Source organism: Vibrio hepatarius (genome assembly GCF_001274785.1).
In the GTDB taxonomy this organism is placed as follows: domain Bacteria; phylum Pseudomonadota; class Gammaproteobacteria; order Enterobacterales; family Vibrionaceae; genus Vibrio; species Vibrio hepatarius.
In genome coordinates this window covers 782,863-806,801 of the sequence record NZ_LHPI01000001.1, presented here as the reverse complement: position 1 = coordinate 806,801, position 23,939 = coordinate 782,863, and the positions used below count along the sequence as shown (strand labels likewise).

21 protein-coding genes are annotated in these 23,939 nt (G+C 45.4%); 8 read left to right on the top strand and 13 right to left on the bottom strand.

All coding sequences use genetic code 11. From position 1 onward, the window contains the following. Positions 1–5 precede the first annotated feature (5 nt). Positions 6–1,616 (top strand): hypothetical protein, encoded by a 1,611-nt coding sequence (locus AKJ31_RS03600; protein ID WP_053407706.1) that lies wholly within the window; start codon positions 6–8, stop codon positions 1,614–1,616. A gap of 155 nt (positions 1,617–1,771) precedes the next feature. On the opposite strand, the gene AKJ31_RS03595 is transcribed toward AKJ31_RS03600, so the two are convergent. From AKJ31_RS03595 to AKJ31_RS03565, 7 genes are all read right to left on the bottom strand, one after another. Continuing rightward, entirely contained in the window at positions 1,772–2,011 is a 240-nt protein-coding gene (locus AKJ31_RS03595) for a hypothetical protein (protein WP_053407705.1), read from the bottom strand. 84 nt (positions 2,012–2,095) lie between these two features. Continuing rightward, positions 2,096–2,866, bottom strand: coding sequence for a DUF3307 domain-containing protein (locus AKJ31_RS03590; protein WP_053407704.1), 771 nt, complete (start codon positions 2,864–2,866; stop codon positions 2,096–2,098). A 5-nt stretch (positions 2,867–2,871) separates the two neighbouring features. Then, positions 2,872–3,549 carry a MarR family transcriptional regulator gene (locus tag AKJ31_RS03585; protein ID WP_053407703.1) on the bottom strand — a complete coding sequence of 226 codons (678 nt, stop codon included), beginning with the start codon at positions 3,547–3,549 and terminating at the stop codon, positions 2,872–2,874. Positions 3,550–3,797: 248 nt separating this feature from the next. After that, positions 3,798–5,453 (bottom strand): ABC-ATPase domain-containing protein, encoded by a 1,656-nt coding sequence (locus tag AKJ31_RS03580; RefSeq protein ID WP_053407702.1) that lies wholly within the window; start codon positions 5,451–5,453, stop codon positions 3,798–3,800. 130 nt (positions 5,454–5,583) lie between these two features. Beyond that, entirely contained in the window at positions 5,584–7,500 is a 1,917-nt protein-coding gene (locus tag AKJ31_RS03575; protein ID WP_053407701.1) for a sensor domain-containing phosphodiesterase, read from the bottom strand. A 198-nt stretch (positions 7,501–7,698) separates the two neighbouring features. Beyond that, on the bottom strand, positions 7,699–8,901 hold the full coding sequence (gene fabV, locus AKJ31_RS03570; RefSeq protein WP_053407700.1) for an enoyl-ACP reductase FabV: 1,203 nt from the start codon (positions 8,899–8,901) through the stop codon (positions 7,699–7,701). A 74-nt stretch (positions 8,902–8,975) separates the two neighbouring features. After that, positions 8,976–9,575 carry an arylesterase gene (locus AKJ31_RS03565; protein WP_053407699.1) on the bottom strand — a complete coding sequence of 200 codons (600 nt, stop codon included), beginning with the start codon at positions 9,573–9,575 and terminating at the stop codon, positions 8,976–8,978. On the opposite strand from AKJ31_RS03565, the gene AKJ31_RS03560 reads away from it, so the two are divergent. From AKJ31_RS03560 to AKJ31_RS03550, 3 genes are all read left to right on the top strand, one after another. Then, a complete protein-coding gene (locus AKJ31_RS03560) occupies positions 9,550–10,248 on the top strand; it encodes an ABC transporter ATP-binding protein (protein WP_416340957.1) in 699 nt (232 codons plus the stop codon). The two genes, AKJ31_RS03565 and AKJ31_RS03560, sit on opposite strands and share 26 nt — an antisense overlap. Continuing rightward, on the top strand, positions 10,248–12,689 hold the full coding sequence (locus tag AKJ31_RS03555) for an ABC transporter permease (protein ID WP_053407697.1): 2,442 nt from the start codon (positions 10,248–10,250) through the stop codon (positions 12,687–12,689). The genes AKJ31_RS03560 and AKJ31_RS03555 overlap by 1 nt, the downstream gene beginning before the upstream one ends. A gap of 288 nt (positions 12,690–12,977) precedes the next feature. Continuing rightward, the gene (locus AKJ31_RS03550; protein WP_053407696.1) at positions 12,978–14,426 is read left to right on the top strand and encodes an FAD-dependent oxidoreductase; all 1,449 of its coding nucleotides are present in this window, start codon (positions 12,978–12,980) and stop codon (positions 14,424–14,426) included. Positions 14,427–14,486: 60 nt separating this feature from the next. Here the strand turns inward: AKJ31_RS03550 and AKJ31_RS03545 are convergent, their stop codons facing one another. Genes AKJ31_RS03545 through AKJ31_RS03535 form a run of 3 tightly spaced genes read right to left on the bottom strand, consistent with a single transcriptional unit; the run spans position 14,487 to position 16,872 of the window. After that, the gene (locus AKJ31_RS03545; RefSeq protein WP_053407695.1) at positions 14,487–15,419 is read right to left on the bottom strand and encodes a 5-oxoprolinase subunit C family protein; all 933 of its coding nucleotides are present in this window, start codon (positions 15,417–15,419) and stop codon (positions 14,487–14,489) included. Next, positions 15,416–16,123 carry a 5-oxoprolinase subunit B family protein gene (locus AKJ31_RS03540; protein ID WP_053407694.1) on the bottom strand — a complete coding sequence of 236 codons (708 nt, stop codon included), beginning with the start codon at positions 16,121–16,123 and terminating at the stop codon, positions 15,416–15,418. Before AKJ31_RS03540 ends, AKJ31_RS03545 begins: the two co-directional genes overlap by 4 nt. Before the next feature lie 2 nt (positions 16,124–16,125). Continuing rightward, positions 16,126–16,872: a 5-oxoprolinase subunit PxpA gene (locus AKJ31_RS03535; protein ID WP_053407693.1), complete on the bottom strand. Its 747-nt coding sequence runs from the start codon at positions 16,870–16,872 to the stop codon at positions 16,126–16,128. Positions 16,873–17,123: 251 nt separating this feature from the next. On the opposite strand from AKJ31_RS03535, the gene AKJ31_RS03530 reads away from it, so the two are divergent. From AKJ31_RS03530 to galE, 4 genes are all read left to right on the top strand, one after another. Then, positions 17,124–19,082: a TonB-dependent receptor plug domain-containing protein gene (locus tag AKJ31_RS03530; RefSeq protein WP_245639015.1), complete on the top strand. Its 1,959-nt coding sequence runs from the start codon at positions 17,124–17,126 to the stop codon at positions 19,080–19,082. Continuing rightward, complete coding sequence (locus tag AKJ31_RS03525; RefSeq protein ID WP_053407691.1) at positions 19,072–19,575, top strand: YfiR family protein; 504 nt, start codon at positions 19,072–19,074, stop codon at positions 19,573–19,575. The genes AKJ31_RS03530 and AKJ31_RS03525 overlap by 11 nt, the downstream gene beginning before the upstream one ends. Further along, positions 19,559–21,523 carry a diguanylate cyclase gene (locus AKJ31_RS03520; protein ID WP_053407690.1) on the top strand — a complete coding sequence of 655 codons (1,965 nt, stop codon included), beginning with the start codon at positions 19,559–19,561 and terminating at the stop codon, positions 21,521–21,523. The genes AKJ31_RS03525 and AKJ31_RS03520 overlap by 17 nt, the downstream gene beginning before the upstream one ends. 85 nt (positions 21,524–21,608) lie before the next feature. Then, on the top strand, positions 21,609–22,625 hold the full coding sequence (galE, locus tag AKJ31_RS03515; protein ID WP_053407689.1) for a UDP-glucose 4-epimerase GalE: 1,017 nt from the start codon (positions 21,609–21,611) through the stop codon (positions 22,623–22,625). A gap of 81 nt (positions 22,626–22,706) precedes the next feature. On the opposite strand, the gene AKJ31_RS22430 is transcribed toward galE, so the two are convergent. Genes AKJ31_RS22430 through AKJ31_RS03505 form a run of 3 tightly spaced genes read right to left on the bottom strand, consistent with a single transcriptional unit; the run spans position 22,707 to position 23,906 of the window. Continuing rightward, positions 22,707–22,844, bottom strand: coding sequence for a TIGR02808 family protein (locus AKJ31_RS22430; protein WP_072161209.1), 138 nt, complete (start codon positions 22,842–22,844; stop codon positions 22,707–22,709). A gap of 10 nt (positions 22,845–22,854) precedes the next feature. After that, entirely contained in the window at positions 22,855–23,430 is a 576-nt protein-coding gene (locus AKJ31_RS03510) for a NapC/NirT family cytochrome c (protein WP_053407688.1), read from the bottom strand. 20 nt (positions 23,431–23,450) lie between these two features. After that, positions 23,451–23,906: a nitrate reductase cytochrome c-type subunit gene (locus AKJ31_RS03505; protein ID WP_053407687.1), complete on the bottom strand. Its 456-nt coding sequence runs from the start codon at positions 23,904–23,906 to the stop codon at positions 23,451–23,453. Positions 23,907–23,939 lie beyond the last annotated feature (33 nt).

Below are 23,939 nucleotides of genomic sequence, written 5' to 3'. Positions count from 1 at the left end.
ATTTTATGTTCAAGGTTTTAAAGGATGATCCATATAAAATGAATAGCCACCCAAGACATGATTTCCTAAAAAGTACAATCACCACATTAAGAGAAAATGTTGCTGGTCTTTGTTCAAATCCTGACTGTCGTGTTTTAACTGTTGCATCTGTATCCGATAAGGACAAAACGTTAAACCTAGGGGTTGCCGCTCATATATGTGCTGCTGCTCCTGGTGGGCCACGATATAACCCAGTTCAAACAAAGGATGAAAGGCGAGCCTATGAGAATGGTATATGGCTTTGCTCAACCTGTTCGCGGTTGATAGATGACGATGCGGATTCATATTCAGTGGTATTACTCAATAGTTGGAAAAGCCAAACCATTGAATATGTAAGAAGTAATGTCGGAAAACAGATGCTTCCAAAGGACGAAATTGAGACTAGAGCTATAGCTGAAACTTTAAACTATGTCGGAGGTCGAGACCCTGCAGCGCTATTCAATAAAGGTGCTATGGCAGTCAAGCATTTTGACAAGCATTTAAGTCAACTAGACAACAGGTTTTCAGTTCAAACAAATGTCATAAATGGTAATACCCAAACACTTATTACACCAATCGCTGAGAATGTCAGTGTAAAGGTGACAATGGATCGCCAGACTGGTCGAGCTTTCGATAGCCAACTCAAAGAAATGAGAACATCCGGTAAGCCTGTAACGATACCTACGAGTTCAATTTCGTTTTCAGGTTCTAAACTTTTCGAAGCGGTTACTGATGGCCTCGGTGAAAGTGGTGAGCTTCGAATAGAACCACATGCCACCAAAATTAAATTGTCGTTATACGCGATATTGAATGGCAAACATCTTTACTTAGGTGAGTTCAACGGAAAGCAATACATTTTGGACAATGGGATTAAGTTTACGGCTTATGCTTTCAACAAATTCCTCAAGATCACAATGTTCTATGACGCAAACAAAGGGACTCTCCAATACAACTTCGTCGCATCTGTTGAGCAATGGGGTAATAAAAGCCTAAACAAAATTCCGTACTTTAAGAGACTTCTGTCTGCAAAAGATATTTTGCTGAATGGCGGTATCTTAGGGGTCAGTATTGAGTTCGAAGAGGGACATGAACTCAATCCATTTGAGGCCGAAAAAGATTTCTCTAGTGAAACAAAACGTTTTTTTGCCAGCATTGGAGAGTTAGTCCATGTCGTGGATTGCGTTAAAAAACTTTCGTCTCACTTCAAACTACCAGAGCCAACTTTTTGTGGCTTTGAAATCCCCGAAAATGAGTTTAAAGCACTTACAACCGCTAGCGTATTGACTGAGGGGGATATTCACACGAGTGGCACTGATGTCGGCTCATTTGACTTTTCAATGCCAAAAGAACATTACGAACGGTTACCCAATCAGGGAAGTGAATTCCCACTTGATAGGATTTCTTTTGTAGAAAACAGTCCAATCCCTACCGTTTTTGGAACAAGTTTTGATTTTCTCAAAATTGAACATACATACTTCAACATGAATGTTAAAACGGTAGAACACGAAGAATCGGTTTCGGTATATTTAGAGCCAACGGGGCAGTCCAGTAGTGTGGTTAGCTTAATAGATGAAAGAAATAAGACTTCAAAGCAATGACCACTATTGTTTAAAACCCGTTTAATTCAAAAGAAAGCCTTAGACTAGGGCTTTTGCATTTAACACGCAGCAAGCTTAGCTTGTGTGAGTCGGAGTGCTATTTATTAGGCAGATTGGGAGGCCCAACCGTTCGCTCTACTTGTTGCGCTTCCTTCTTAATCTGTTCGCTTTGCCTCGTTACTCGATAGGCGTCTAAAGCTGCTTAGAAATACCCCTTTGCCTGACTTAGTGGCTTTCACTACCGAGACATAGCCCGCTTGCTCGTGAATGTAGGTGAGTGTGGTATCTTGGATCACTTCACCCTGATCTTGCTCAAGGTGAACCAATCCATTGTTGCCGTCGATGTAGCTACCCGTGTATTGGTGCGGCATCAGTTGATCAATTTGCGCACGCATTCCAGATAACATTTTCTAAGAAAAAATGAAGATCAGCATTTTAAGAGAAATCATTCAGCTAAAACGTTTTGGGGCAAATCCCTCTCACCCTACCAACTTCAACGCCGAAGTTGTAATAATCCCCAATAGTACCGTTAGTGTCACCGATAGCATTGAGCCGATTAGCACGTATTCCGTGGCGGCTCTATCGTTTACATTTCTTAGTTCACCAAATCGAAATACCGATTTAGACGCCAGAACAAAGCCCACAGCGGCGAAGCTGCCTTGTAGTGTGAAAGTCAGGATCAGCAGTCTTTCTAGGTACCCGATTAACTGGCCGCCTTCTAATAAGTCTTTGACGCCATTGTCAGTATCGTTTTCAGCTTGTTTAAGACGCTTCGAATATTTGCTGAGTACCAAACCAATCGCGATAGAGGATGGCTTGGTGATGAGCAGGTAGGCAAATATAACGGTGATGATCTGCGTTGAGTTATTGTTGATGGTCAGTAGGGCAAAGAGTTCTTTTGCGGTGATGCCAGTGGCGTGAATAGCGATTAACACCAACACTAGACTGTGCAGCAATTGGTCGAGGACGAAAAAGCGCGAGCGTATATTTTGGTGCGTTTTCCATAGATCAATCAGCCAATGCGAAACGCCAACAATCAAAAAGATGCTTAGCAAACTCTTAAAGTCGCTGGTAACAAAAAGAATAGGTAAGACAGCGAGCGAACCTTGGACCAGCGCGTGAAAGAATAAAGCCGGAGAACGATGTTTGTGTTGGTTTTTGCACTCGACCCATTTATTCGGTTGGAGCCAGAAATCACCAATGATATGAACGGTGAGTAGGGCGAAGATTAAGAATATCAGTTCAGTCATTGCGGCTAACCTTGCATCATTTGTTCGAACAGCTCTATAGATTCGGCAATCAGTCCCCATTCGGAACGCTTTAGTGAGCTACTTATCGTGCCTTCGGTAATGTTAAGCATTTTAGCCAGTTCTTTTTGTTGGATCTTTGCTTGGCTTGCTAACAATGGAACAAGCACCTCACATTGTCTTGAGGTTAAGCCAGTGATTTGTTTATCAATAAACTTGACGATCAGCTCAAGGCTACGATTGGCAATGTTGGCGGCTTGGTCTGTTTGAATCAGCAATCTCTCGTCATTCATGCTTTCAATACCGCGACCAGAGAGGGTAAAAGCCTCACCCATTGAGCTCTCAACATGAAAACGCAGATTTGGCTCGCGTGCGATGGCAATACTCAAGCGGCAATCGAAGTGTTTCTTTATCGATTTCAGGTAGGTGCGCAGGTACAAGGCATAGCGCAGAGCGTTGTGGTAGTCGTGGATAATGACTTGAAACGCATCGCCTCGTTTGTTGTAAAAGTCGTTCTGATCATTGCCACTTTTTATCGTTGCTAAGGCTGACTGTAAGCCATACATGATCATATCGAACTCTTCTCTTGAGAGTTTGGTCGAGTCAACAATATCGCCAGTAATCACGGCAATAGACATGGGTGATTGTGTTGAGCCTTGTTGCGTGGATGCGGAAGATTGTGCCATGAAAGAAACTCACTTTGACGTTTTCGTTAAATTTAGTTTAATTTGACGTTTTCGTCAAATTTAATGGCTTAACTTTGAGAGTTTAATGTGTGAGTTTGATATTATCGTCAAAGTTTTACTGATTTGACGAAAATGTCAAAGTAGAGAAGACTGCCAATTTAAGTGTGATGCTTGAGATTCCGGTGGTTTAGACAACAAAAAAGCGCCTATATGTGAGGCGCTTTTCGTGTACGAGTTTTTAATCGCTCTTAGCGAGACGCTTTAAACTGCGCTTTACGCATGCGGTTCAATGCTGCCATGACGTCTAGCGTTCTCGGCTTGGCTAAGTCACCTTGGTTAGGCATAGTCTTAAACCAATCGCCTTCAAGCATCTGCGCGATTTCTTTTGCAGGATTGTTTGACCAACCTGGTAACTGTGCAAGTTGGAACCACAACCAGCCAATCGCGTTAATTTCGCTGCTTGATTCAAGTTGCTCTAGCGCGCTTAAATCAGTGAACTCTTTACCAAAGCGTAGTGAATCATTGCCTTTTGCTGAAACGCGGAACTTACCGTCAGCCAAGATCTTTTGTAGCGCTGCGCGGTTAAGTGAGCGAGGGCGGAAGGTCTCTAAAGGAGATTCACACTCGTTATGACGCTCACTAGGGTGCTGCGCGATAACTTGCTTGGCTTTCTCTGATACGTCTACTGCTTGGTAGTCATGCATTTGGATAACCGTATCGGCCACATCTAGGTAGTCACCAGAGCCGCCCATAACGATGATAGTCGAGATGCCAATTTCGTCGCGCAGCTGACCAATGCGGTCAACTAATGGTGTGATTGGCTCGTCACCTTTGCTTACCAACGCCTGCATACGTTCGTCACGGATCATAAAGTTGGTCGCAGAGGTATCTTCGTCAATTAATAAACCGTTTGCGCCAGCTTCAACAGACTCTTGCAACCAAGCTGCTTGAGAGGTTGAGCCTGATGCGTCTTGCGTCGAAAAGTCTAACGTGTCTTTACCCATTGGTAGGTGGTTAATGTAGTTAGACAAGCTGAGGTTGTGTACGCAGCGACCATCTTCAGCGCGAATCTTCATCGCGTTTAGACTTGTTACGATACGTTCACGGCCATCACCCGGGATATGGTTGTAGATCGAGCGCTCGATAGCGTTCAAAAGCGTCGATTTACCGTGGAAACCACCACCAACGATCAAGGTGATACCTTTGCGAATCGCCATGCCTTTGATTGGACCTTGGTTTGGCGTGTTGATGGTAATTTCAAATGATTCTGGAGAAGTAATCGCAACCGCGTCTTGCATCGGTAAATCACAGTTACCCGCAACGCGAGGTAGCACTGAGCCGTTACCGACAAATGCAATCAAGCCTAGCTCGTCAAGTTGAGAGCGCATGAACTCTTGGTCTTCGATGATCTCACAGTGGTGAATCAGTGCTTCTTTATCTATTTCGCGCTCTAACGTTGAACGGCGGATGTATTTAGGCAAGTGGAAGGTCAATAGGTTATCGGCTTTCTTACCAAGCGCCGAGCGACCCTCTGCTGGCAAATTGATGCGAAAACGTAACTCAATGCCTTCTTCAGTAAACAACACTGCGGTGCTATCAAGTACGGTTTGGCCTGTTAGCGCAATATCAATCGAGTTGTCTTGTTTTGCAAACTCAGCAAAGCTACGTGCGATAAAGTCGCGCGCGGCGATTTGGTAAGCGGATGACTTCTCGCGTAGCCATTGTAGGCCGGTTACCGACCAAGGTCTTACCGCACGAACGCGCGATGCAGACGCATAAGGATCTGCTTGAACATAATCAATATAGAAAGTGTAATCGCTAAAGTCGTACTGACCTTTAATTTGCTGGTAAGCACGATAGTTTTGTTTTTCGATTTTTTTTAGTTTTGCGGTTAACTGGTCCATACGACGTTCACAAGTCAGATAAATTTTGGGGCGGAATTATAAACCTATCTACACCCAATATGCGAGCGGATAAGCCCATTGATAGTGAGTGTAGGGTAGTTATTTGTTCAAACCAGCTTAAGCCGCTCTATCATAATCCGCTGGCGTGCGCATTCGGCGTATCAGATTGTTGCAGCAGCAGGATGGATTCAAACTCGTCGCAAGGCATCGGTTTACCATAAAGGTAGCCTTGTCCAACTTCGCACTCTTCAGAAATGATGAAGGTTTCGTGCTTGAGCGTTTCAACTCCTTCAATCGTCACCTGATAACCGAGCTTTTTAGCGATGTTAATAATGGAACGGACGATTTCGCGGTCTTCAGAATTGCTCTCCAAATGTTGGATAAAACTCTTGTCGATTTTGAGCGCGTCGAACGGGAATTTCTTCAAATAATTGAACGATGCGTAGCCAGTTCCAAAGTCATCTAGTGACAGTGTCACTCCTAGTGCCGATAGACTATTCAAGGCGTTAAGTGCTTTTACCTCATCTGCGATCAAACAACTTTCGGTCACTTCGAGTTCAAGGAATCTCGCGGGTAACTGATAGGTTGTCAGCAAATCTTGCACAGTTTCGACGAAGTGAGGGTTTTGTAATTGCACCGCAGAAACATTAACACTGAGTTTGAAATCATCAATTTGACCGACCCATTCGCCCGCTTTCTGAATCGCAGAGCGCAAGACGAAATTACCCACCTCGAATATCAAGCCATTTTGCTCCGCCAAGTGGATAAGCGGCTCATTTGATATGTCACCTAAGATTGGGTGTCGCCAACGCAGCAGAGCTTCTGCGCCGACCCATTTGCGCGTCGCAGGCGAGACTTTAGGCTGGAAGTAGAGCAGCAAGTCGTCATTTCTCACTGCTTGAAGTAGATAACTCTCTAACTTGTTGATGTTCTTTTGAATGTCAGACAAGTCCTGAGAGTAGAAACTGAACTTATGCCCCGAGTCCTTACAGGAAAGCATGGCTTCAAACGCGTACTTCAACAGACAAGTACTGCTGGTGGTATCTTTAGAAGTGGCAATACCGATATAACCGTGTAAATGGAGTTGCTCGCCTTCGATGTTAAACTCAAGCTGGCTCACATCCATCAATCGGCTACAAAGCGTGTGAATGTCTTGTTCAAGGTGCTTAGATGAGAAGATAAACGCCAAATCGGTTGATGTCGGCCGAGCGGTCTGCAAATTATAGTCACTTAAATCACCAGCGCGGTGATGGTATTGGGTGAGGACTTGATCCCAAACCTTATAACCGTACTTAGACTGTATACGACGGCCGTTGGCAAATCCCACGTGAACCACGACAACGTGCTCGTTTTCATCTCTTGAAGCTTGTCTAAGCAGCGTTTCAGTTTCGGTTTCCAGCGCGGTACGGTTTAAAAAGCCCGTGGCTAAATCGTGTCTTTGTTGGTAATGGACTTTTTGTTCGGCGGCGCGGCGCTTATCTATCTCGACATTCAGTGAGTAATTTAGGTCAACCAAGTCTTGAGTGCGATTCTGCACGCGAGATTTCAGAATATAGTTAAGCTCTTGCAAGCGTGTGTTTTGGTAAAGCGTCTTTAGGTGCGCCTCAATCGAGTCTTTAAACGACTCAAGTAAGGTTTGGTAAGTCTGAGAAAAATGGTTTTCTTTGTCATCCAGAATACAAATCGTGCCAAACACTTCGCCGTTCGGCCAGCACAACGGAAATCCACAGTAAGCGAGCAAACCAAACTTCATGTCTGGGTTGTCTTTCCAAATTGGATCGTTGCTGGCGTTTGGCACTAACAACTGGCGTTTTTCGTTAATGACGGTTTCACAATACAAGCCTTGTTCGAGCAGCTCGCTGTCGCCAACAGAGTAGGGATGACTGGTATTCGTGTTTGCGGCGAAGACTTCTATACGCTCTGGGTGAACGCGCATGATGAGTGCCGCAGGGACGCTGGTTACTTCTGCGAGCAAATTGACGATGGTTTGCCAACCATCCAGCATTTCACGGGGAATGCTGATGTCGGCACAATTGATCTTTAACATACACTATCCCTATGTGCTTTCTTCTTGTGTAAGAGCATTCCTTGGCTCTTATGTAATCATAGCCTTTATTGAGTAAACATTATTCATTTCGTGGATTTAGCCTTTCGCTCTGTGCGCTGTGCGACAGAAACAAAAGAGCCCTCAATCAAATTTGAGGGCTCACGCAAGTTCGAATGATCCGTCTAAAGATCGTAAACGCTATTCGGTATCTTTTTCTGAGAACATTTTAAGATCAATAGGTTGCGTATAATCGATGTTGTCAAAACCAAAACCGTTTAGCTGCATGAACTCTTGTTTGTAACCAGCATAGTCAGCCAATTGTTTAAAGTTATCACTGTTGAGTGAAGACATCAGTTGCGTCACTTTTTGCTGTGTTGCTGAATCCAGCTCCCAATCATCCATTCGAACTAAGCGTTCGCAATCAACAGGAACTTTGGCTGAGCCGTAGAGCTTGCTGCTGAATAGACGCTGCATTTGTTCAATACAGCCTTCGTGAGTGCCTTGTTCTTTCATCACTTTGTATAGCGAGATGATGTAAGGGCTCAAGCCAGGAATAAAGACACTCGCTTTGGTGACTAGCGCTTTACATACTGTTGCGTAAGCACCGCCGTCATAACAGGCTAACTTCAAGTTAAGAGAATGGCTGGTTTGATGAAGGTCGATCTTCGCGCGGCCAAGTGTACCGTCCAAGTAAATCGGGTGGGTAACTTCAGGTCCCATATAAGAGAAAGCGATCGTTTTGCACCCTTGCGCGATAGAGTCAGAGTTGATCAGTGTATCAACCCAAGATTCCCAATCTTCGCCGCCCATTACTTTGATGGTGTCTTGCGCTTCAGCTTCGGTCGCAGAGGTAATCGTTGTATCAAGCCAGTGGTCATTTTCCAGCAAAATGGTTGCGCCTGAGACATCTTGGCCAATGGGTTTAATCGCAGAACGCCATAAGTCTCCAGTCTCTGGATTCGGTCTTACGCCACTTGCTACGCTGTAAATAATCAGATCCACTTCGCCTTCAAAGTAAGTCTCGATCGCTTCGACCACTTCTTCTTTTATCTGACGTGAAAACGCATCGCCTTGAATATTAACCGCAATTCGGCCTTCTTGTTCGGCGTACTTTTTAAAGAATAGATTGTTGTAATAACCCGCAGAGCCTGTGCCTTTATCTGACGGCCCTCGTTCATAAGAGACTGAAATCGTGTCGGCTTTTGCACCACCAAAAGTCAGTGCGGTACGCGCAGCTAAGCCAAAACCAGACGAACCACCAATAATTAATACACGTTTGGGGCCATCGGTGATCGGTTTTGCTTGTTTTACGTAATTGATTTGTTGGAGAACTGCTTGCTCACATCCAAGTGGGTGGGCGGTACGCGCCACAACGCCGTTGATAACGGGCTCAATAATCATCTTTTCCGTCCTTTACCTAAAGGGATTAGACTAAGTTAGCGTAAAACTAAGTAAAGTTTATTGAGCTAGACCAACTAGAGATGATTAATTAACTCATTGGCAACGAATTCTGCAATCCAAGGCTGAGCTTCAGGCTTAGGGTGTAGACCGTCGGACATCATCCAATCTGGTTTGGTGATAACACCTTCGAGAAAGAACGGAAGCAGTGTGACTTGGTGCTGTTGGGCCGTCTTAGGATAGAGTTCAGCGAAAGCTTCTGTGTAGCGTTTGCCGTAATTAGGCAGAACACGAATTTGCATCAGCAGAGGCGTTGACTCTGATTGGCGCACCATATCAATCATTTTGCCGAGGTTGGTTTGGATTAGTTTTGGTGGGAAACCACGTAAACCGTCGTTGGCGCCTAACTCAATCAACACGTAATCGGGCTGATGTTGGGAAAGCAGTTGAGGTAGGCGAGCAATGCCATTTCCGGTCGTATCACCGGAGATACTCGCGTTGATGACTTCAACAGGCTTACCTTTGTTGGATAACACATCTGGTAATAAAGTTGGCCATGCTTTTTCGATCGGCATTTGATAGCCTGCACTGAGGCTATCGCCCAAAATCAATAATTTGCTCGCACTAGCTGGATTAGTAAAAACAAGAATAATGGCAAGGGAAAATAGACGAAACATGCAAACATCCGTAATTAAAGCAAACTCACTGTCTAAAGTAGTGTCTACTAATCAGGAACAATTAACAATCCTTGATGGTATAAACCTTGATATCAAAACTGGCGAAAGCGTCGCCATTGTTGGCAGCTCAGGTGCGGGTAAATCAACCTTAATGACGCTGCTTGCGGGCTTAGATACCCCAACAACCGGTAGCATCGAATTACTCAACCAAGACATTACCGCTCTGGACGATGAAGCGCGTGCCGCAATTCGTAGTGAGTTTGTGGGTTTCGTCTTTCAAAGCTTCCTTCTTATCCCAAGTTTAAGCGCGCTAGAAAACGTCACACTGCCTTGTTTGTTGAAAGGTGAAGACGAAGACGTGGAACGTGCGAAACAGCTGCTGAGCTCTGTGGGGCTCGAACATCGTATGCATCACTCTCCAGCCCAGCTTTCGGGCGGGGAGCAACAACGCGTCGCGCTAGCCCGTGCATTTATGATCCAACCTAAAGTGCTGTTTGCCGATGAACCGACCGGTAACTTGGATCAGCAAACCGCAGAAAAGGTGATTGAGCTGCTGTTTGAATTGAACAAGCAACATGGCACAACGCTAGTGCTGGTGACTCACGATATGACATTAGCTGAACTGTGCGAGCGACGTATTCGAATGCACGCGGGTCAGCTTGAGGAGTCGTGATGACAGCACAAGTATCAAAAAATCTTAACCGTCGTCTATTTAGCTGGAGTTTGGGTGAGATTCGCCACGGGCAACTTTGGCCAGTTTCAATCGCGTTAACGCTGATCATCGCGTGTATTTTTGCTTTAACTGCACTTGCCGAGCGTATGGAGCAGGTAGTGGTAAAGCAGGGCAAGGATGCGTTAACGGCTGATACGGTATATACGTCTTCCAATCCGATCCCTGAGCAGTTGATTGCCGCCACTCAGCAACAAGGCTTAACTACTTCGCTGCAAACCCGATTTGCGACAATGGCGTTCAGTGACAACGCGATGAAGTTGATTACGGTGAAATCAATCGATAGCGCTTATCCGCTACGCGGTGAAATGGTGCTATCGGACGGAAACGCCACGTATTCCAACATTAAACCGGGTGAACTCTGGCTGGACGAACGTTTATTCAATCAGTTAGACGTTAAAGTAGGTGACAGCGTCACGGTGGGTGATGCCGATTTTGTTGTCTCTGGCCACATTGTTGAAGAACCGGGATTGAGCTTTAACCCCTTCCGCCAAATGCCATCTGCTTTTATCCATGAGTCTGACCTAGACAAGACCGGAGCAGTGCAATTAGGCAGCCGCGTGCGCTTTAGTCTGTATATCAATGGTGATGAAAAGCAGATAGAGCAAGTGAAAGACGTTGTCACGTTGACACCAAGTGACCGCTGGCGTGACCAGAACAGCGCGAGTCGCACTAATGAAGTGTTCCAACGTACTGAACAGTATCTATCACTAACGGTTGCGATTGTCGTGATTATGGCAGCGACGACTTTGGTGCTCACTTGTCAGCATTATGTGACGACACGTAAGAAGACCATCGCAATGCTGAAAAGCTTAGGTGCGAGCCGTTCTTGGATCAGTCGTTGGTTGTCGATTCAGGTACTGATTCTGCTGGTTACGGCCGCTGTACTCGGTGTGGCAATTGGTGTTGTGCTTGAAGTGCTGCTACGTATTCCTTTAGTCGATTTGTTACCCGATCCACTGCCGAGCTACGGAATTGGTCCTGCACTGATTGCGATTATGACTAGCATCTTGATTGCAGTGCCAGCGTTAGGTATTCCGCTCATGAGCTTGTTGAACGTGAGCGCAGCCAATGTGATGCAAGATGCTCTCAGCTACGAGAAAGGTAAATCATACCGTTGGCTTGTATTAGTTCCACTTGTGCCAATGTTGGTCGCGTATTACGACAACACTATGGTGTGGATTGTCTTTGGCGGCATGATCGCGTTGTTCGTGGTGTTAGCGGTGCTGAGTTTGGTGGTGACGAAGAGTATTGCCAAAATGCCGCTCACACCCGCGATTAAGTTGGCGCTTAGCCGAATCAACCGCTCCAGTGTCTCTACTGGAATACAATTTGGCGCGTTGGCGCTCTCATTGATGCTACTCGCGGTGATGTGGTTAGTTAGAACCGATCTACTCACAGATTGGCAACGCACGCTACCTGAAGATGCACCAAACGCGTTTGCACTTAATATTGCCCCTTATGAGCGCGAAGCCTATTTGAAGGTGCTGGACGATAACCAAATCGAACGTTCGCAAGATTATCCGATCATTCGCGGTCGTCTTTCACAAATCAACGGCAAAGACGCCAAAGAATACGCGCAGGGCGGTGAAGGCACAGATGCATTGAGGCGTGAAATTAACTTTACGTTTGCAGATGGCATTCCTGAGCACAACGAAGTGCTTGAGGGACAATGGACTAATACTGAAGGCGTATCAGTCGAATCCGATGTAGCAACTGACCTAGGTCTAAGTATTGGCGACGAGCTAACGTTTGTTATCAATAGTCAGGAAGTGAGTGCGAAGGTCAACTCTATTCGTCACGTTGAATGGCGCGATATGAAGCCAAACTTTTATTTCATTTTCACGCCGGATGTACTGTCTGATATCCCTGCAACGTATTTGGTCAGCTTTAGGCTAAAAGAGCAAGATGACAGCTTGATCAATCAGCTATCGAGAGAGCACCCAACCGTAAGTTTGATGGACATTCGCAGTATGGGTGCAAAAATCCAACAATTGCTGACGCAGATTGTTTGGTCAATAACTGTATTAGCAGGATTAGGTGTTATTGCGGGAGTAATGTTGATATTTACCCTGTTACGCTTGAGTTTGGGGCAAAGACAGTCAGAAATACAACTTTACCGTACGCTAGGTGCAAGTAAAAAACGTGTTACACAAACCATTTGGGCGGAGTATGGATTGATGTCACTTATCGCTGGTGTGATAGCCGCAATCGGGGCAGAAATCGTGGTTGGAGCCTTGATGGTGTATGGCTTTGACTTATCACCCTCGTTGCATATCACGTTATGGTTTGCGTTACCTATTGTCACGTTTTTCACATTAGCGCTTGTTGTTAACAGCATGATTAGAGGCCTATTAGTCCCTATAAATAAAGCATTTAGCTGATGTTACTTAGGCTGAGTTATTCAGTTATCCACAAAATCGGTGGATAAAGTTTGGGATAACTCAGCCTGTAGATAACTCACAAATCGGCACAAGCCTTGTGTTGTGAACGTGTGGAGCAATTTTCTTATTCACACTGGGTAAAAATCTGGAAATCTCGATTTTTGAGTCAAGTGTTTTTTTCATTTTTTTATCATAAAAACGCAATTAATTTTCCTTGCAAAAATTGTGTTTTTCTTCTTAGCCCATAGACAGTAAAATGCACTTAGAATGAATGGATTAACCATATAAATGCAGTCTGAAAAACGTCAAACCACAGCATCTTCCATAGCCGTTATTGGTGGAGGTATCGCCGGTGCTACCGCAGCTGTCCATTTCGCAGAGCTAGGTCTTAACGTCACTCTTATCGAAAAAAAGAGCAGCTTAGTATCAGGGCCGCCGATCTGTCATTTGCACGCTGGTGGAAATTTATACAGAGAGATCTCAACCGAGCAATGTTTGGAGCTATTAAAGCAGTCCATTGATACTGCTCGCCTGTATCCCCACACGGTAAATAACCGCCCAACCATTATTGCTGTCCCTTATTTGGACGGTGGGACACCTGAAGAGCTATACGAACGCCTAATCGCGATTCAGAGCGCTTACAAAGAGCTGGTAGAACAAGATCCGGCTAACAAGGTGCTCGGCGAGCCAGAAGACTACTACCGTTTTTATTCCAAAGATGAAATCGAAGCTTTAAAAGATAAAGTTCAGCCAGAGCAGCCAAAGTCGTTTGATGATTGGTTGATCCCATTCGCGAAACATACCAATCTGGAGACGCTGCGATTCCCAATTGCAGTGGTTCAAGAGCCGGGCTGGAGCGTGTTCCGAATCGGAGCTTCTGCAGCATTAGCTTTAGAGCAAATGCCAAACTGTAATCTTCTGCTTAATACGCAATTAACCGATCTCGTTGAACAAGAGGGCGGTTGGAAACTCACTTGTGTTAATCAACAAGGCGAGAGTGTTGAAGTTAACGCCGACTATCTTGTTAACGCCTGTGGTTACGAAACGGGCAATATTGATGATTTAGCTGAAAAACCACGCAGTCGTTTAGTCGAGTTTAAAGCCGCATACGTAACCAAATGGACGGAGTACAGTGAGCTGTGGCCTGAAGTGATCTTTCACGGCCCTCGTGGCACACCAAATGGCATGGCGCAGTTAACGCCATATGCGAATGGCGTATTCCAACTACACGGTATGACGAAAGACATTACCTTGTTTGACGACGGTTTAGTGGCGTCATCGCAGCATTCGTCTCAGCCTAAGTTGCCAGTTAAACTGGAAGGTAAGATTACCTCTGGTTGGGACCATCAGGTGGCAGTAGAACGTTCCCGACGCGCAATTGAACACATGGCGCGTTTTGTTCCTGATTATCAACACGCGGTTGAGTACGGCACACCTTTGTTTGGTGCGCAGCAAATACCGGGCAGTGATGAAACGCTTCGTGCTGCAGACGTAACCTTTGAAGGCGAGCACTATGCGCGAATTGAAGTGGTTAAAGGTTCCTCAGCACTTGAGGCCGCGATGAAGATCGTTACGCAATGGCATCTGTATCAATACCGTCATGAGTCGATAGAGAGCTTACACCCAGTGAGTATGTCGCTGAGTGAACAGAGTATCGAAGAGAAAGCGACGGAAATGGCCGTTGAACGCAGCTACCCACCAGAACTCGCTCAATACTACGGCGAAGTGCATCAATAAAAAATGGCCCATACAGGGCCATTTTTTTCAACTACCGAATCCTAGTGCTTGGCTATGGTGTTAGTAACCAAAGTATTTTGCCCATTGGCACCAAACGTCTTGCAGTCCGAGCAGGTCGCCACGAACGAATCGTACTTTCTGACCGGGTTTTGCTTGCGCCAGTCTCGGTAGATCAATACGCGCCACGCAACCCAGTTTTGGATACCCACCAATAGTTTGACGATCATTAAGCAATACGATCGGTTCTCCATTGGGTGGCACCTGAATCGAGCCGAGAGCAATACCTTCACTCAAGTATTCTTTGTTGGGTGGGGCTACTTTTCCACCGCACAAGCGATAACCCATACGATCGACAAACTGACTGACTTCGAACTCTTGTTGATAAAAGCGTTCAAGCTGTGCAGGTGAAAAATCCTCAACCTGATAGCCTTCAATCACCCTGAGTTCGAGTGTGAGATTGTAATCGGGTTTAAAGCGAAAGGTCATTTGTATTGGCTTTTCTCTCACTTCATGGGCGGAAAAGAATAGCTCATCACCGGCCTTGAGCGGCTCACCTTTATGCAGTCCTCCCAATTGATCACGGGTGACCGCAGAGCAGCTACCAAGTTGATAATTAGCCTGAAAACCATGTTTAATCGCCAGATAACTACGAAGGCCGTTTTTAGGCAAGCCAAACGTCAGTGTTTGTCCTTTTTTCGCTGCGAATGTACACCAATTTGTCAGCGGAACGCCGTCCAGTTTTGCGTTGAGGTCACCACCTGCGATTGCCAGTTCACAATCATCATTTATCGCAAACTCAGCCTGGCCTAATGTGATTTCTAAGCAAGGGCAACTGGTTGAGTTGCCCAAAAGGTGATTTGCCCAGCTAAAGGCGTAATCGTCGACAGGACCGCCTTGTGTAATGCCAAGATGCGCTAAACCAAAACGTCCGAAATCTTGTAATAGGGTTTGCTGACCAGGTTTGACCACGGAAATACTTGCGATGTTGCTCATTGCCAGCCCTCCAAAATTTCGCCGCCTAACTCAAGAAATGTGGCCTTATCTATCGGTTTGAATTTAACCTTAGTACCGATAGAGAAAGGCAAGATAGGGGAGCCGTTAGGGTTGTATATAGTGACTGGACAGTTACCAATAATGTTCCAGCCGCCGGGTGACTCAGTCGGGTATATTGCAGTCTGGTGATTAGCGATAGCAACGCTGCCTTTTTGTACTTTTAACCGTGGCGACGATTTGCGAGGTAATCTGAGTTTATCATTCACGTTAGTAAGAAAAGCAAACCCTGCTGTGAAGCCAATTGCACCAACGGTATATTCTTGCGCGCTGTGTAGAGCAATGACATCTTCAAGGCTTAAACCTTTGGCCAAATAACTTTCTAAGTCAGGGCCGACATCTTGATGATAATAAACGGGCAACTCAATTTGCTCGCACTCAGGTTGGCCGGGCAGGTGTTCAAGAGCCTCTGTAACGATCTTTTCTAGATAAGGGACAAATTCGAAAATAGAGACTCGGTGCGGAAGGTAGTCAATCAGAATGGAATTGAATGAAGGGGTAACATTCATTATCCAAGAGCCAAGTTGATTCCTTAGATAGAGGCTAATTTCGCCAATTACCCAAGATAGTCGGGGACTTGGCTCAGATTCAAATCGTATGAGTACCGAGCACTCGGCAACGGGATCGATCGTTGTCTCTATATCCAAAGTTATTCCTCCCTGTTTAATGTCTCGCGTATGCGTTCAATCATTTGAATGGCGTCTTCATTGTCTCCATGCACACAAATCGTATCGGCTTCGAGTGATACGGTATAACCATCGAGTGTGCGAACTTTTCCGTATTTGGCAATTTGGGTGATTTGATCCAAGATCTCGTCTTCGTCAGTAATCACTGAGCCGGGTAGGCTGCGTGGAGCGAGTTGTCCGGAGCTTAGGTAACGACGATCGGCAAACGCTTCATACAGCAGTGGGACATCGTAGTTGTCAGCAATATCCAGCCATTCTTGTTTATCTGCGATCGCCAGCATCATTAATGGAACATTAAAGCAAGAAACCGCATCGACGACCGCCTCAAAGATATTAAGATCTTTGAGCATATCGTTATACAGTGCGCCGTGAGGTTTGATGTAGCTTAGCTCGGCGTTAACGCTCTCACACAGTGCTTTCAATGCGCCAACTTGGTAAATCACCATATTGCAGATTTCTTCCGGTGTGAGCGGGATGCTACGTCGACCAAAACCTTGTAAGTCTGGGTAGCTTGGGTGAGCGCCAATTTGAACGTCGTGCTTAAGCGCCATTTTAATTGTTTTGATCATGATGACAGGATCAGAAGCGTGGAATCCACACGCAATGCTGGCTTGATCGACGTATGGCATCACCGCAGCGTCGTTACCCATTTTCCAATGGCCGAAGCTTTCACCCATGTCACAATTTAAATTGATTCGATTCTTTTTCATTAAATGAAAACTCTTTAATCATCATGTTATTAAGATGTTTCAAAAGGCAAAATCAAACAGTGATCGGTTTCATTATTTGATTAAGAAGCTGATAAAAACATGCCGTTCCATATACCAATCTATATTGATAAGTGGAATAATAGCAGCTGCTAATATAGCCAGGAATATGAATGTTTAGGCACTCCATACTATTTTCGTCCCTCTGCTTAACGGGATTCATTGCATCTGCCAATGATAGTCTAGATGAATTAATGTCGATGAGCTTAGAAGAGCTGTCGATGCTAGACATTACAATGGAAACTGCTTCAAAGTTTGAGCAAAAACTTTCAGATATCCCTGCGTCGGTATATGTGTTGAGTGGCGAGCGCATCTTACGTAGTGGTGCTTCTACGATAGCGGAAGCATTGTCGCTCGTTCCTGGTGTTTACTTTTCAAAATGGAATGAAAACTCTTTCCATGTTTCATCCCGCGGTTTTCATGATGGCCTGTACAACAAAATGTTGGTTATGGTCGATGGTCGCAGTGTCTATAGCCCAATCTATGGCGGCGTGTATTGGAGCACTCTGGATTATATCTTGGCAGATATAGACCGAATTGAGGTGCTGCGTGGACCTAGTGGGGCTGTTTGGGGTGGCAATGCAGCCAACGGCGTTATCAACATCATCACCAAACCCGCGTCTGAAACACAAGGCACGTATTTGTCTGCGACGGGCGGGCGTTATGAAGCCTACGATGTTTCGATACGACAAGGCTTTCAAACTGACAGTGGTGTTTCCGCTCGCGCATTCTTTAAAGCTCGCAATAATCCCAATTATTTATCGCACCATACCGATCACTGGCGTACTGACACCGCTGGAATAGTGGTCGAAAATGACTCATGGTCGGTTCGCGCTGGCGGGACTAAAACCAGTACTAAAGAGTATTTCAATTTGGTCGAGTACGATTCAAGTGATCCGTACAACTTACCGATTGAGTTTGAAGATGGGAATCGCGACTACAATACGTCGAGCGTTTACGCGCAGTTTGCTTATTCTAAAACACTTGAATCGGGCGATAAGCTTAGTACCAGCCTTTGGGTTGACCACGTTGATGATGAATCATTGGAAGCACCGGGCAAATACACCACGCTTGATGTTGAGGTGAACTATCTCGCTAAGTTAAGTGACCGCCATGAGCTATTGCTTGGGGCGGGGTATCGCTATGTCGATATGGACTTTGGTTCCCACTGGCTGGATACCGATCTTTATAAACCTTCGATTTATCTGCGTATGTATGATATCGATGGTGCAGATGACTATATCGCCAACGTGTTTGTTCAGTCCGATTACCAATGGACGGACAAACTTAGTTCGGTGTTAGGGCTAAAAGCAGAACACTTCGAGCAAAACGGCGAGACTGAATTAGCCCCACAAGCACGTATGCTTTACCAATTCACACCTGAGCACAGTGGTTGGGGCGGTGTTGGTCGCGGAGTGGTCTCACCGTCTTACATGGACTCAAACGCCATCCAACAGTGGGTGGGTATTGAGGAAATTGGCGGCGATCTTTACGGCTTAACCTTCCTTACGATGCCTAACCGCGACTTGAGCACCGAGTCGGTTTGGACCTACGAGATTGGCTACCGTTTTCAACCCTCTTCATCGTTTGAACTGGATGCAACGGCGTTTTACAGCCACCATAAAAACATTCGCGCTCAAGACTGTAATACTTCGTTTACCCTTGTGGATTATGAGCATCTGAGATTCTGCTTTACCAATGATGACTATGACGCGAGTTCAAAAGGTGTGGAACTCGCATCCCGCTATGCGTTTAACGAGCAGCTAAGCCTATATGCAACTTACAGTTATCTGACAGTCGATGCTAAGTGGCAGGGGGGAGCTTTGTCTAATGGTGAAGCGGAAGCGTTTCTCTCGTTGCCTAAACAGCATATGGCGAGCATTCAAAGTGTTTGGGATATCAGTCGTTCGTGGCAATGGGACTTCATCGTGCGTTACAACGATATTGAGTACCCCGAGGATCCAATAGACGACATACTCGATGAGCTTGACCCACATTTCACGCTTGATACTCGCTTAGGTTGGCAAATGAATGAACAATCACCAACCATAGAAATCATTGCTCAGAAGGTATTTGCAGAAGAACTGTATGATTCTTGGAGCTTATACCCAAATGAGCAACTTTATTTCGTAAGGTTGTCGCATGAGTTTTAAGCTAACGATCGCTGGTACATTTTTGATTTTGGCAGGTATGTCGTTCCAAGCGCTGGCGAAATATACTCCTGAGCAAGTTAAAGCAGTCTATATTTATCGTATTGCCAACTTTATTCACTGGAATCAGGACTCGGTCATGACGCAGGTAAATATCTGTGTACCTGACAACCCGTCGATCAAAGAGATTCTTACCGAGATCACCCAAGACAAACAAATTCGCAATAAGCCAATTCGAGTCGTTGAGCAAGACTGTCATATCTTGTTTATATCGCAACTGGACAATTTACCTGTCTATTCAGACGTACGCCGAAAAACCGTGTCTATCAGTGATATGGATAACTTTACTGATAATGGCGGTGTTATCGAACTGAACCTAAACGATGGACGGATTAAACCACGAGTGAATCTCGATAACATTGGCGACTACTCGATTTCGTCTAACTTCTTACGTGTTTCAGATATTGAGGGAGGCGCTAATGAAGCTTCTCAGTGATATGCCGTTAAAAAGTAAGTTGGTTCTGCCAATTATTATGTTTGCAGCGATGATCTTTTTTACATCGCAGGGGTATGCGTTTTTTAGCGCTCACGAGGTGCAAAAAGAGAATTTAATCAATCGCGTCAGTGTGCTCGCTAAAGGTGTTGCTTACAACCTACAAGCGGCTATTTTGTTTGATGATCGCCTCAGTGCTGCTGAAGTGTTAGATGCGTTCTCTGCAGACAACGATATTGTTTCGGTAAAATTGTATTCTTCTGATAATCAGTTATTTGCGGAATATCTGCAACAAGGTAACGCTGTACCAACGCCGACGGAATCGCAACGCAAAGATATCGATAAACAACAATTTGCTGTGGGCGAAGACTTCATCTTCTTGCTTATTCCGGTAAGAGTTGAACAAGAAAGTATCGCAGAGATGAACATCACCATCTCAAAAGACTCGTTTCAGCAGCTTTACAACACCGCACTGACGAATGGGATGATCTTTCTTTTCCTACTCACCGTCGCGAGTAGCGTATTGTACTTTGCGGTGGATAAGTTCATCGTAAGGCCGTTACACACCTTGAATTTAGGTATGCGTAACTACATCAATAGTCAGCAAAAAGGCGTGAGTATCGAAAGTTCGGCGAACGATGAAATTGGCGACTTGGTTCGAGCGTTTAACACCATGCTGCAACGACTAAACCAACGGGATCAACAGGTGGCGTACACGCTAGATAAATTAGAGGCGGAAAAGTCCTTTGCAAATGAAGTGGTCGAAACAGTTAAACACGCGCTTATCGTTGTCGAGCCAAGCGGTGAAGTGAGGCTCTACAATGCTGCGGCTTGCCGTGTGTTCAAATGCTCAAGTGTCATTTGTCAGGGCGCGAATCTGGTTGATTTGATGTCTGACGATAACCGCCGCTTTATTAAGAATGCGCTAGAGAATGACTTAGAGTTTACTGATGAACAGGTTTGGACTAGAGATGTCTTTGACCAACCTCAGTTACTGCAAATCACCTGTACTAAGCTCACCAAGCGTGAACAGTTCCTTTTCGCGATACAAGATATTACCGAAGTAGAAGCTGCACTTAGTCGTCAGAGGCTCGCAGCTGGCGTGTTTGAAAATAGCCAAGACGGTTTGATGGTGACCAACGAGTCAGACGTTATCACCATGGTCAACCCAGCACTTACTGAGCTGCTTGGTTACCCTCAAGAGAGTTTGCTAGGTAAAATGCCAGAGCAAGTGTTTGACTGGCAGCAATTCCGCTCGCTGATGCCTGCGATTAAAGATGCTGTGATCCAGTTTGGACAATGGCAAGGTGAAGTGTGGGAGAAAGACTGCAACGGAAAGAAAGTGCCAATGTTTGCCAAGGTTTCTCGTATCAAGACTGCGCAGTCTGATAGTAAGTATGACTATGTGTATATCCTGTCTGACTTATCAAGTATCAAAGAAATGGAGCGACTTGAGTACTTGGCGCATCATGACTCGTTAACGGGTGTGGCAAACCGAGCGCAGTTATATCGCGTTTTAGACGAGACATTGAAGCAAGAACACGATGAAACATCGGGCTGGGCATTGCTCTACTTAGATCTTGATGGCTTTAAACAAGTGAATGATAGTTTCGGTCATGACGCGGGCGATGAGGTTCTCAAACAAGTTGCCCAGCGTTTGGTCGCGCAGGTTGGAACCCATGATTTGGTCGCACGCCTTTCTGGTGACGAGTTCGTCGTGTTTGTTAAATCGATAGACAAAGAGGCGCTTACTCCACTTTCTGAACGCATAATGGAAGTAGTCAGAGAAGATATTGTTTACCGCAACCAAATTTTGAACGTGGGCGTCAGTGTTGGTGTAACCTATGTAGATGAGCCAGAACAATCGATGGAATCGATCATCAAACGAGCAGATCTGGCGATGTATCAAGCGAAGAACAACGGTAAGAGTCGCATTGTGATTGAAAGATGATGTTTGGTGTTGTCTCACTTTTGCGCTATATTTCTCGCGCTAGATTCGCTAACATTAAATCAATTTATTCAAAAGGTTATAACAAATGAACGTCTTGGTTACTGGCGGTATGGGTTACATTGGTAGTCATACTTCCATTCAAATGATTCAAGCGGGAATGACTCCTGTAATTTTTGACAATCTATACAACAGTAAGAAAACTGTTCTTGACCGAATTGAAAAAGTTTCAGGTGTGAGACCGACTTTTGTCCAAGGTGATATTCGCGATAAAGCGGTACTGGTTGAAGTACTGAAACAACATAACATCGAAGCTGTGATTCACTTTGCTGGCCTCAAAGCGGTAGGTGAGTCGGTAGCGAAACCTTTGGAATACTACGACAATAACGTTCACGGCACTTTAGTGCTTGTGGATGCAATGCGTGAAGTGGGCGTTAAAACTCTAGTTTTCTCATCATCGGCGACGGTTTATGGCGACCCTGCGTCAGTGCCAATTACAGAAGACTTTCCAACCAGTGCAACCAACCCTTACGGCCGCAGCAAACTGATGGTCGAAGAGTGTCTGACTGATTTCCATAAAGCAAACCCAGAGTGGAGTATTACGCTACTGCGCTACTTCAATCCAGTTGGTTCTCATCCGTCTGGCGAGCTTGGTGAAGATCCTCAAGGCATTCCAAACAACTTGATGCCGTTTGTATCACAGGTCGCAGTTGGTCGCCGTGAGTTCTTGTCTGTGTTTGGTAGTGATTACCCAACCAAAGACGGTACCGGTGTACGCGATTACATCCACGTGATGGACCTGTCTGATGGCCACGTCGCTGCGTTGCAGAAAGTAGGGCGCAAAGACGGTTTGCACGTTTACAACTTGGGTACAGGTAACGGCTACAGCGTTCTGGAGATGGTTAAGGCGTTTGAATCTGCCTCTGGTAAACAAGTGCCATACGAAATTGTTGATCGTCGTCCTGGTGACATCGCGGAGTGTTGGGCAGACCCAGCAAAAGCGATGAAAGAGCTAGAATGGCGAGCAGAGCGTACTCTTGAACAAATGACGGAAGATACTTGGCGCTGGCAGTCGAATAACCCGCAAGGTTATCCAGAAGCCTAAACGAGATATCAAACAAAAAGCCACCGAAAATTCGGTGGCTTTTTTTAGTCGTTAAAACGGTGTAACTCTAAGTAAAGGGAGTTACTTAACTTCTTTGTCTTTACCCAGTGACAGAATCCACAATGAGATTACTGCAACTACCGCAAAACCAGAAAGAATAATAACTGGCATTGCACTGTAGCCAAGTACGTGCCAAATGATCGATTCTAATGTACTCATCTATAGCTCCTTATTGCCAGCCTTCAACGCCGTGCATGTCTGGCAGTTTATGCGCGATGCCTTTGTGACAGTCTACACACGTTTTCTCACCAGATGCTAGGGCTGTTGAGTGTTGATTTGCGCTACGTTCACCCTGTTCTGAGAAGTCCATGTATTCGAACTGGTGACAGTTACGACATTCCAGTGAATCGTTCTTCTTCAATCGAGACCATTCCCGCTCAGCAAGGTGCGCACGACGTGCTTGGAACTTCTCTTGCGTATCGATAGTACCGATAAAGTGGGCAAATAGCTCTTTCGAAGCCTGAACTTTACGAACGATCTTATCTGTCCATTCATGTGGTACGTGACAATCTGAACAGATTGCGCGAACACCTGAGCGGTTAGAGTAGTGAATCGTCTCTTGGATCTCGGCAACAATAGGTGCGTGACAACCAGAACAGAACTCTTCGGTGTTGGTTGCTTCCATACCTGTGTTAAATGCGCCCCAGAATAGAAGACCACCAGCAAAGCCCATAAAGAGTACAACACCTACCGCTGCTTTACTCGGACTCGTCAGCCGCTTCCAAAACGCTTTCAATAGTTTCATAGTTAGCCTCTTACAAACGGTTATTTAAGTGAGTCAACAGCTTCAAAGTTGTTCTTAATAAGCGGCTTAGCGTTTGCTTGTGGAACATGGCACTGTAAACAGAAGTAACGACGTGGTGATACGTCTGACAATACAGCATCTTCACGGTTAACGTAGTGGGTCACACTGATTTTAGTTGCGCCCATTTCTTTCGCATTTTTCCAGCTGTGGCAAGACAGACATTTGTTCGCATTCAATGACACTTCGTAGCCGCGGATGTTATGCGGGATTAGAGGTGGTTGATATACGAAACTTGAGTCTAGCACTTGTTCACGCGGGTACTTTTTGAAGCTATCGGCTGGGCGAGTATCTTCTAGCTCGGTCGCACCACGAAGAGATTCTAATCCACCTGTGCCACCTGGGTTGTCTAGTTCAGCCAGTACACTACCACTTAACAGCGCACCAACAGATAATAGTGCAACAAGTAATTTTTTCATTTTACATTCTCCGCCTTATGGCTAAATTCTTTT

Coding starts and splice junctions, on each gene's coding strand:
- AKJ31_RS03600 (WP_053407706.1), top strand. CDS start 6: ATGTTCAAGGTTTTAAAGGATGATCCATATAAAATGAATAGCCACCCA.
- AKJ31_RS03595 (WP_053407705.1), bottom strand. CDS start 2,011: ATGCGTGCGCAAATTGATCAACTGATGCCGCACCAATACACGGGTAGC.
- AKJ31_RS03590 (WP_053407704.1), bottom strand. CDS start 2,866: ATGACTGAACTGATATTCTTAATCTTCGCCCTACTCACCGTTCATATC.
- AKJ31_RS03585 (WP_053407703.1), bottom strand. CDS start 3,549: ATGGCACAATCTTCCGCATCCACGCAACAAGGCTCAACACAATCACCC.
- AKJ31_RS03580 (WP_053407702.1), bottom strand. CDS start 5,453: ATGGACCAGTTAACCGCAAAACTAAAAAAAATCGAAAAACAAAACTAT.
- AKJ31_RS03575 (WP_053407701.1), bottom strand. CDS start 7,500: ATGTTAAAGATCAATTGTGCCGACATCAGCATTCCCCGTGAAATGCTG.
- fabV (WP_053407700.1), bottom strand. CDS start 8,901: ATGATTATTGAGCCCGTTATCAACGGCGTTGTGGCGCGTACCGCCCAC.
- AKJ31_RS03560 (WP_416340957.1), top strand. CDS start 9,550: ATGGCAAGGGAAAATAGACGAAACATGCAAACATCCGTAATTAAAGCA.
- AKJ31_RS03565 (WP_053407699.1), bottom strand. CDS start 9,575: ATGTTTCGTCTATTTTCCCTTGCCATTATTCTTGTTTTTACTAATCCA.
- AKJ31_RS03555 (WP_053407697.1), top strand. CDS start 10,248: ATGACAGCACAAGTATCAAAAAATCTTAACCGTCGTCTATTTAGCTGG.
- AKJ31_RS03550 (WP_053407696.1), top strand. CDS start 12,978: ATGCAGTCTGAAAAACGTCAAACCACAGCATCTTCCATAGCCGTTATT.
- AKJ31_RS03545 (WP_053407695.1), bottom strand. CDS start 15,419: ATGAGCAACATCGCAAGTATTTCCGTGGTCAAACCTGGTCAGCAAACC.
- AKJ31_RS03535 (WP_053407693.1), bottom strand. CDS start 16,872: ATGAAAAAGAATCGAATCAATTTAAATTGTGACATGGGTGAAAGCTTC.
- AKJ31_RS03530 (WP_245639015.1), top strand. CDS start 17,124: ATGTCGATGAGCTTAGAAGAGCTGTCGATGCTAGACATTACAATGGAA.
- AKJ31_RS03525 (WP_053407691.1), top strand. CDS start 19,072: ATGAGTTTTAAGCTAACGATCGCTGGTACATTTTTGATTTTGGCAGGT.
- AKJ31_RS03520 (WP_053407690.1), top strand. CDS start 19,559: ATGAAGCTTCTCAGTGATATGCCGTTAAAAAGTAAGTTGGTTCTGCCA.
- galE (WP_053407689.1), top strand. CDS start 21,609: ATGAACGTCTTGGTTACTGGCGGTATGGGTTACATTGGTAGTCATACT.
- AKJ31_RS22430 (WP_072161209.1), bottom strand. CDS start 22,844: ATGAGTACATTAGAATCGATCATTTGGCACGTACTTGGCTACAGTGCA.
- AKJ31_RS03510 (WP_053407688.1), bottom strand. CDS start 23,430: ATGAAACTATTGAAAGCGTTTTGGAAGCGGCTGACGAGTCCGAGTAAA.
- AKJ31_RS03505 (WP_053407687.1), bottom strand. CDS start 23,906: ATGAAAAAATTACTTGTTGCACTATTATCTGTTGGTGCGCTGTTAAGT.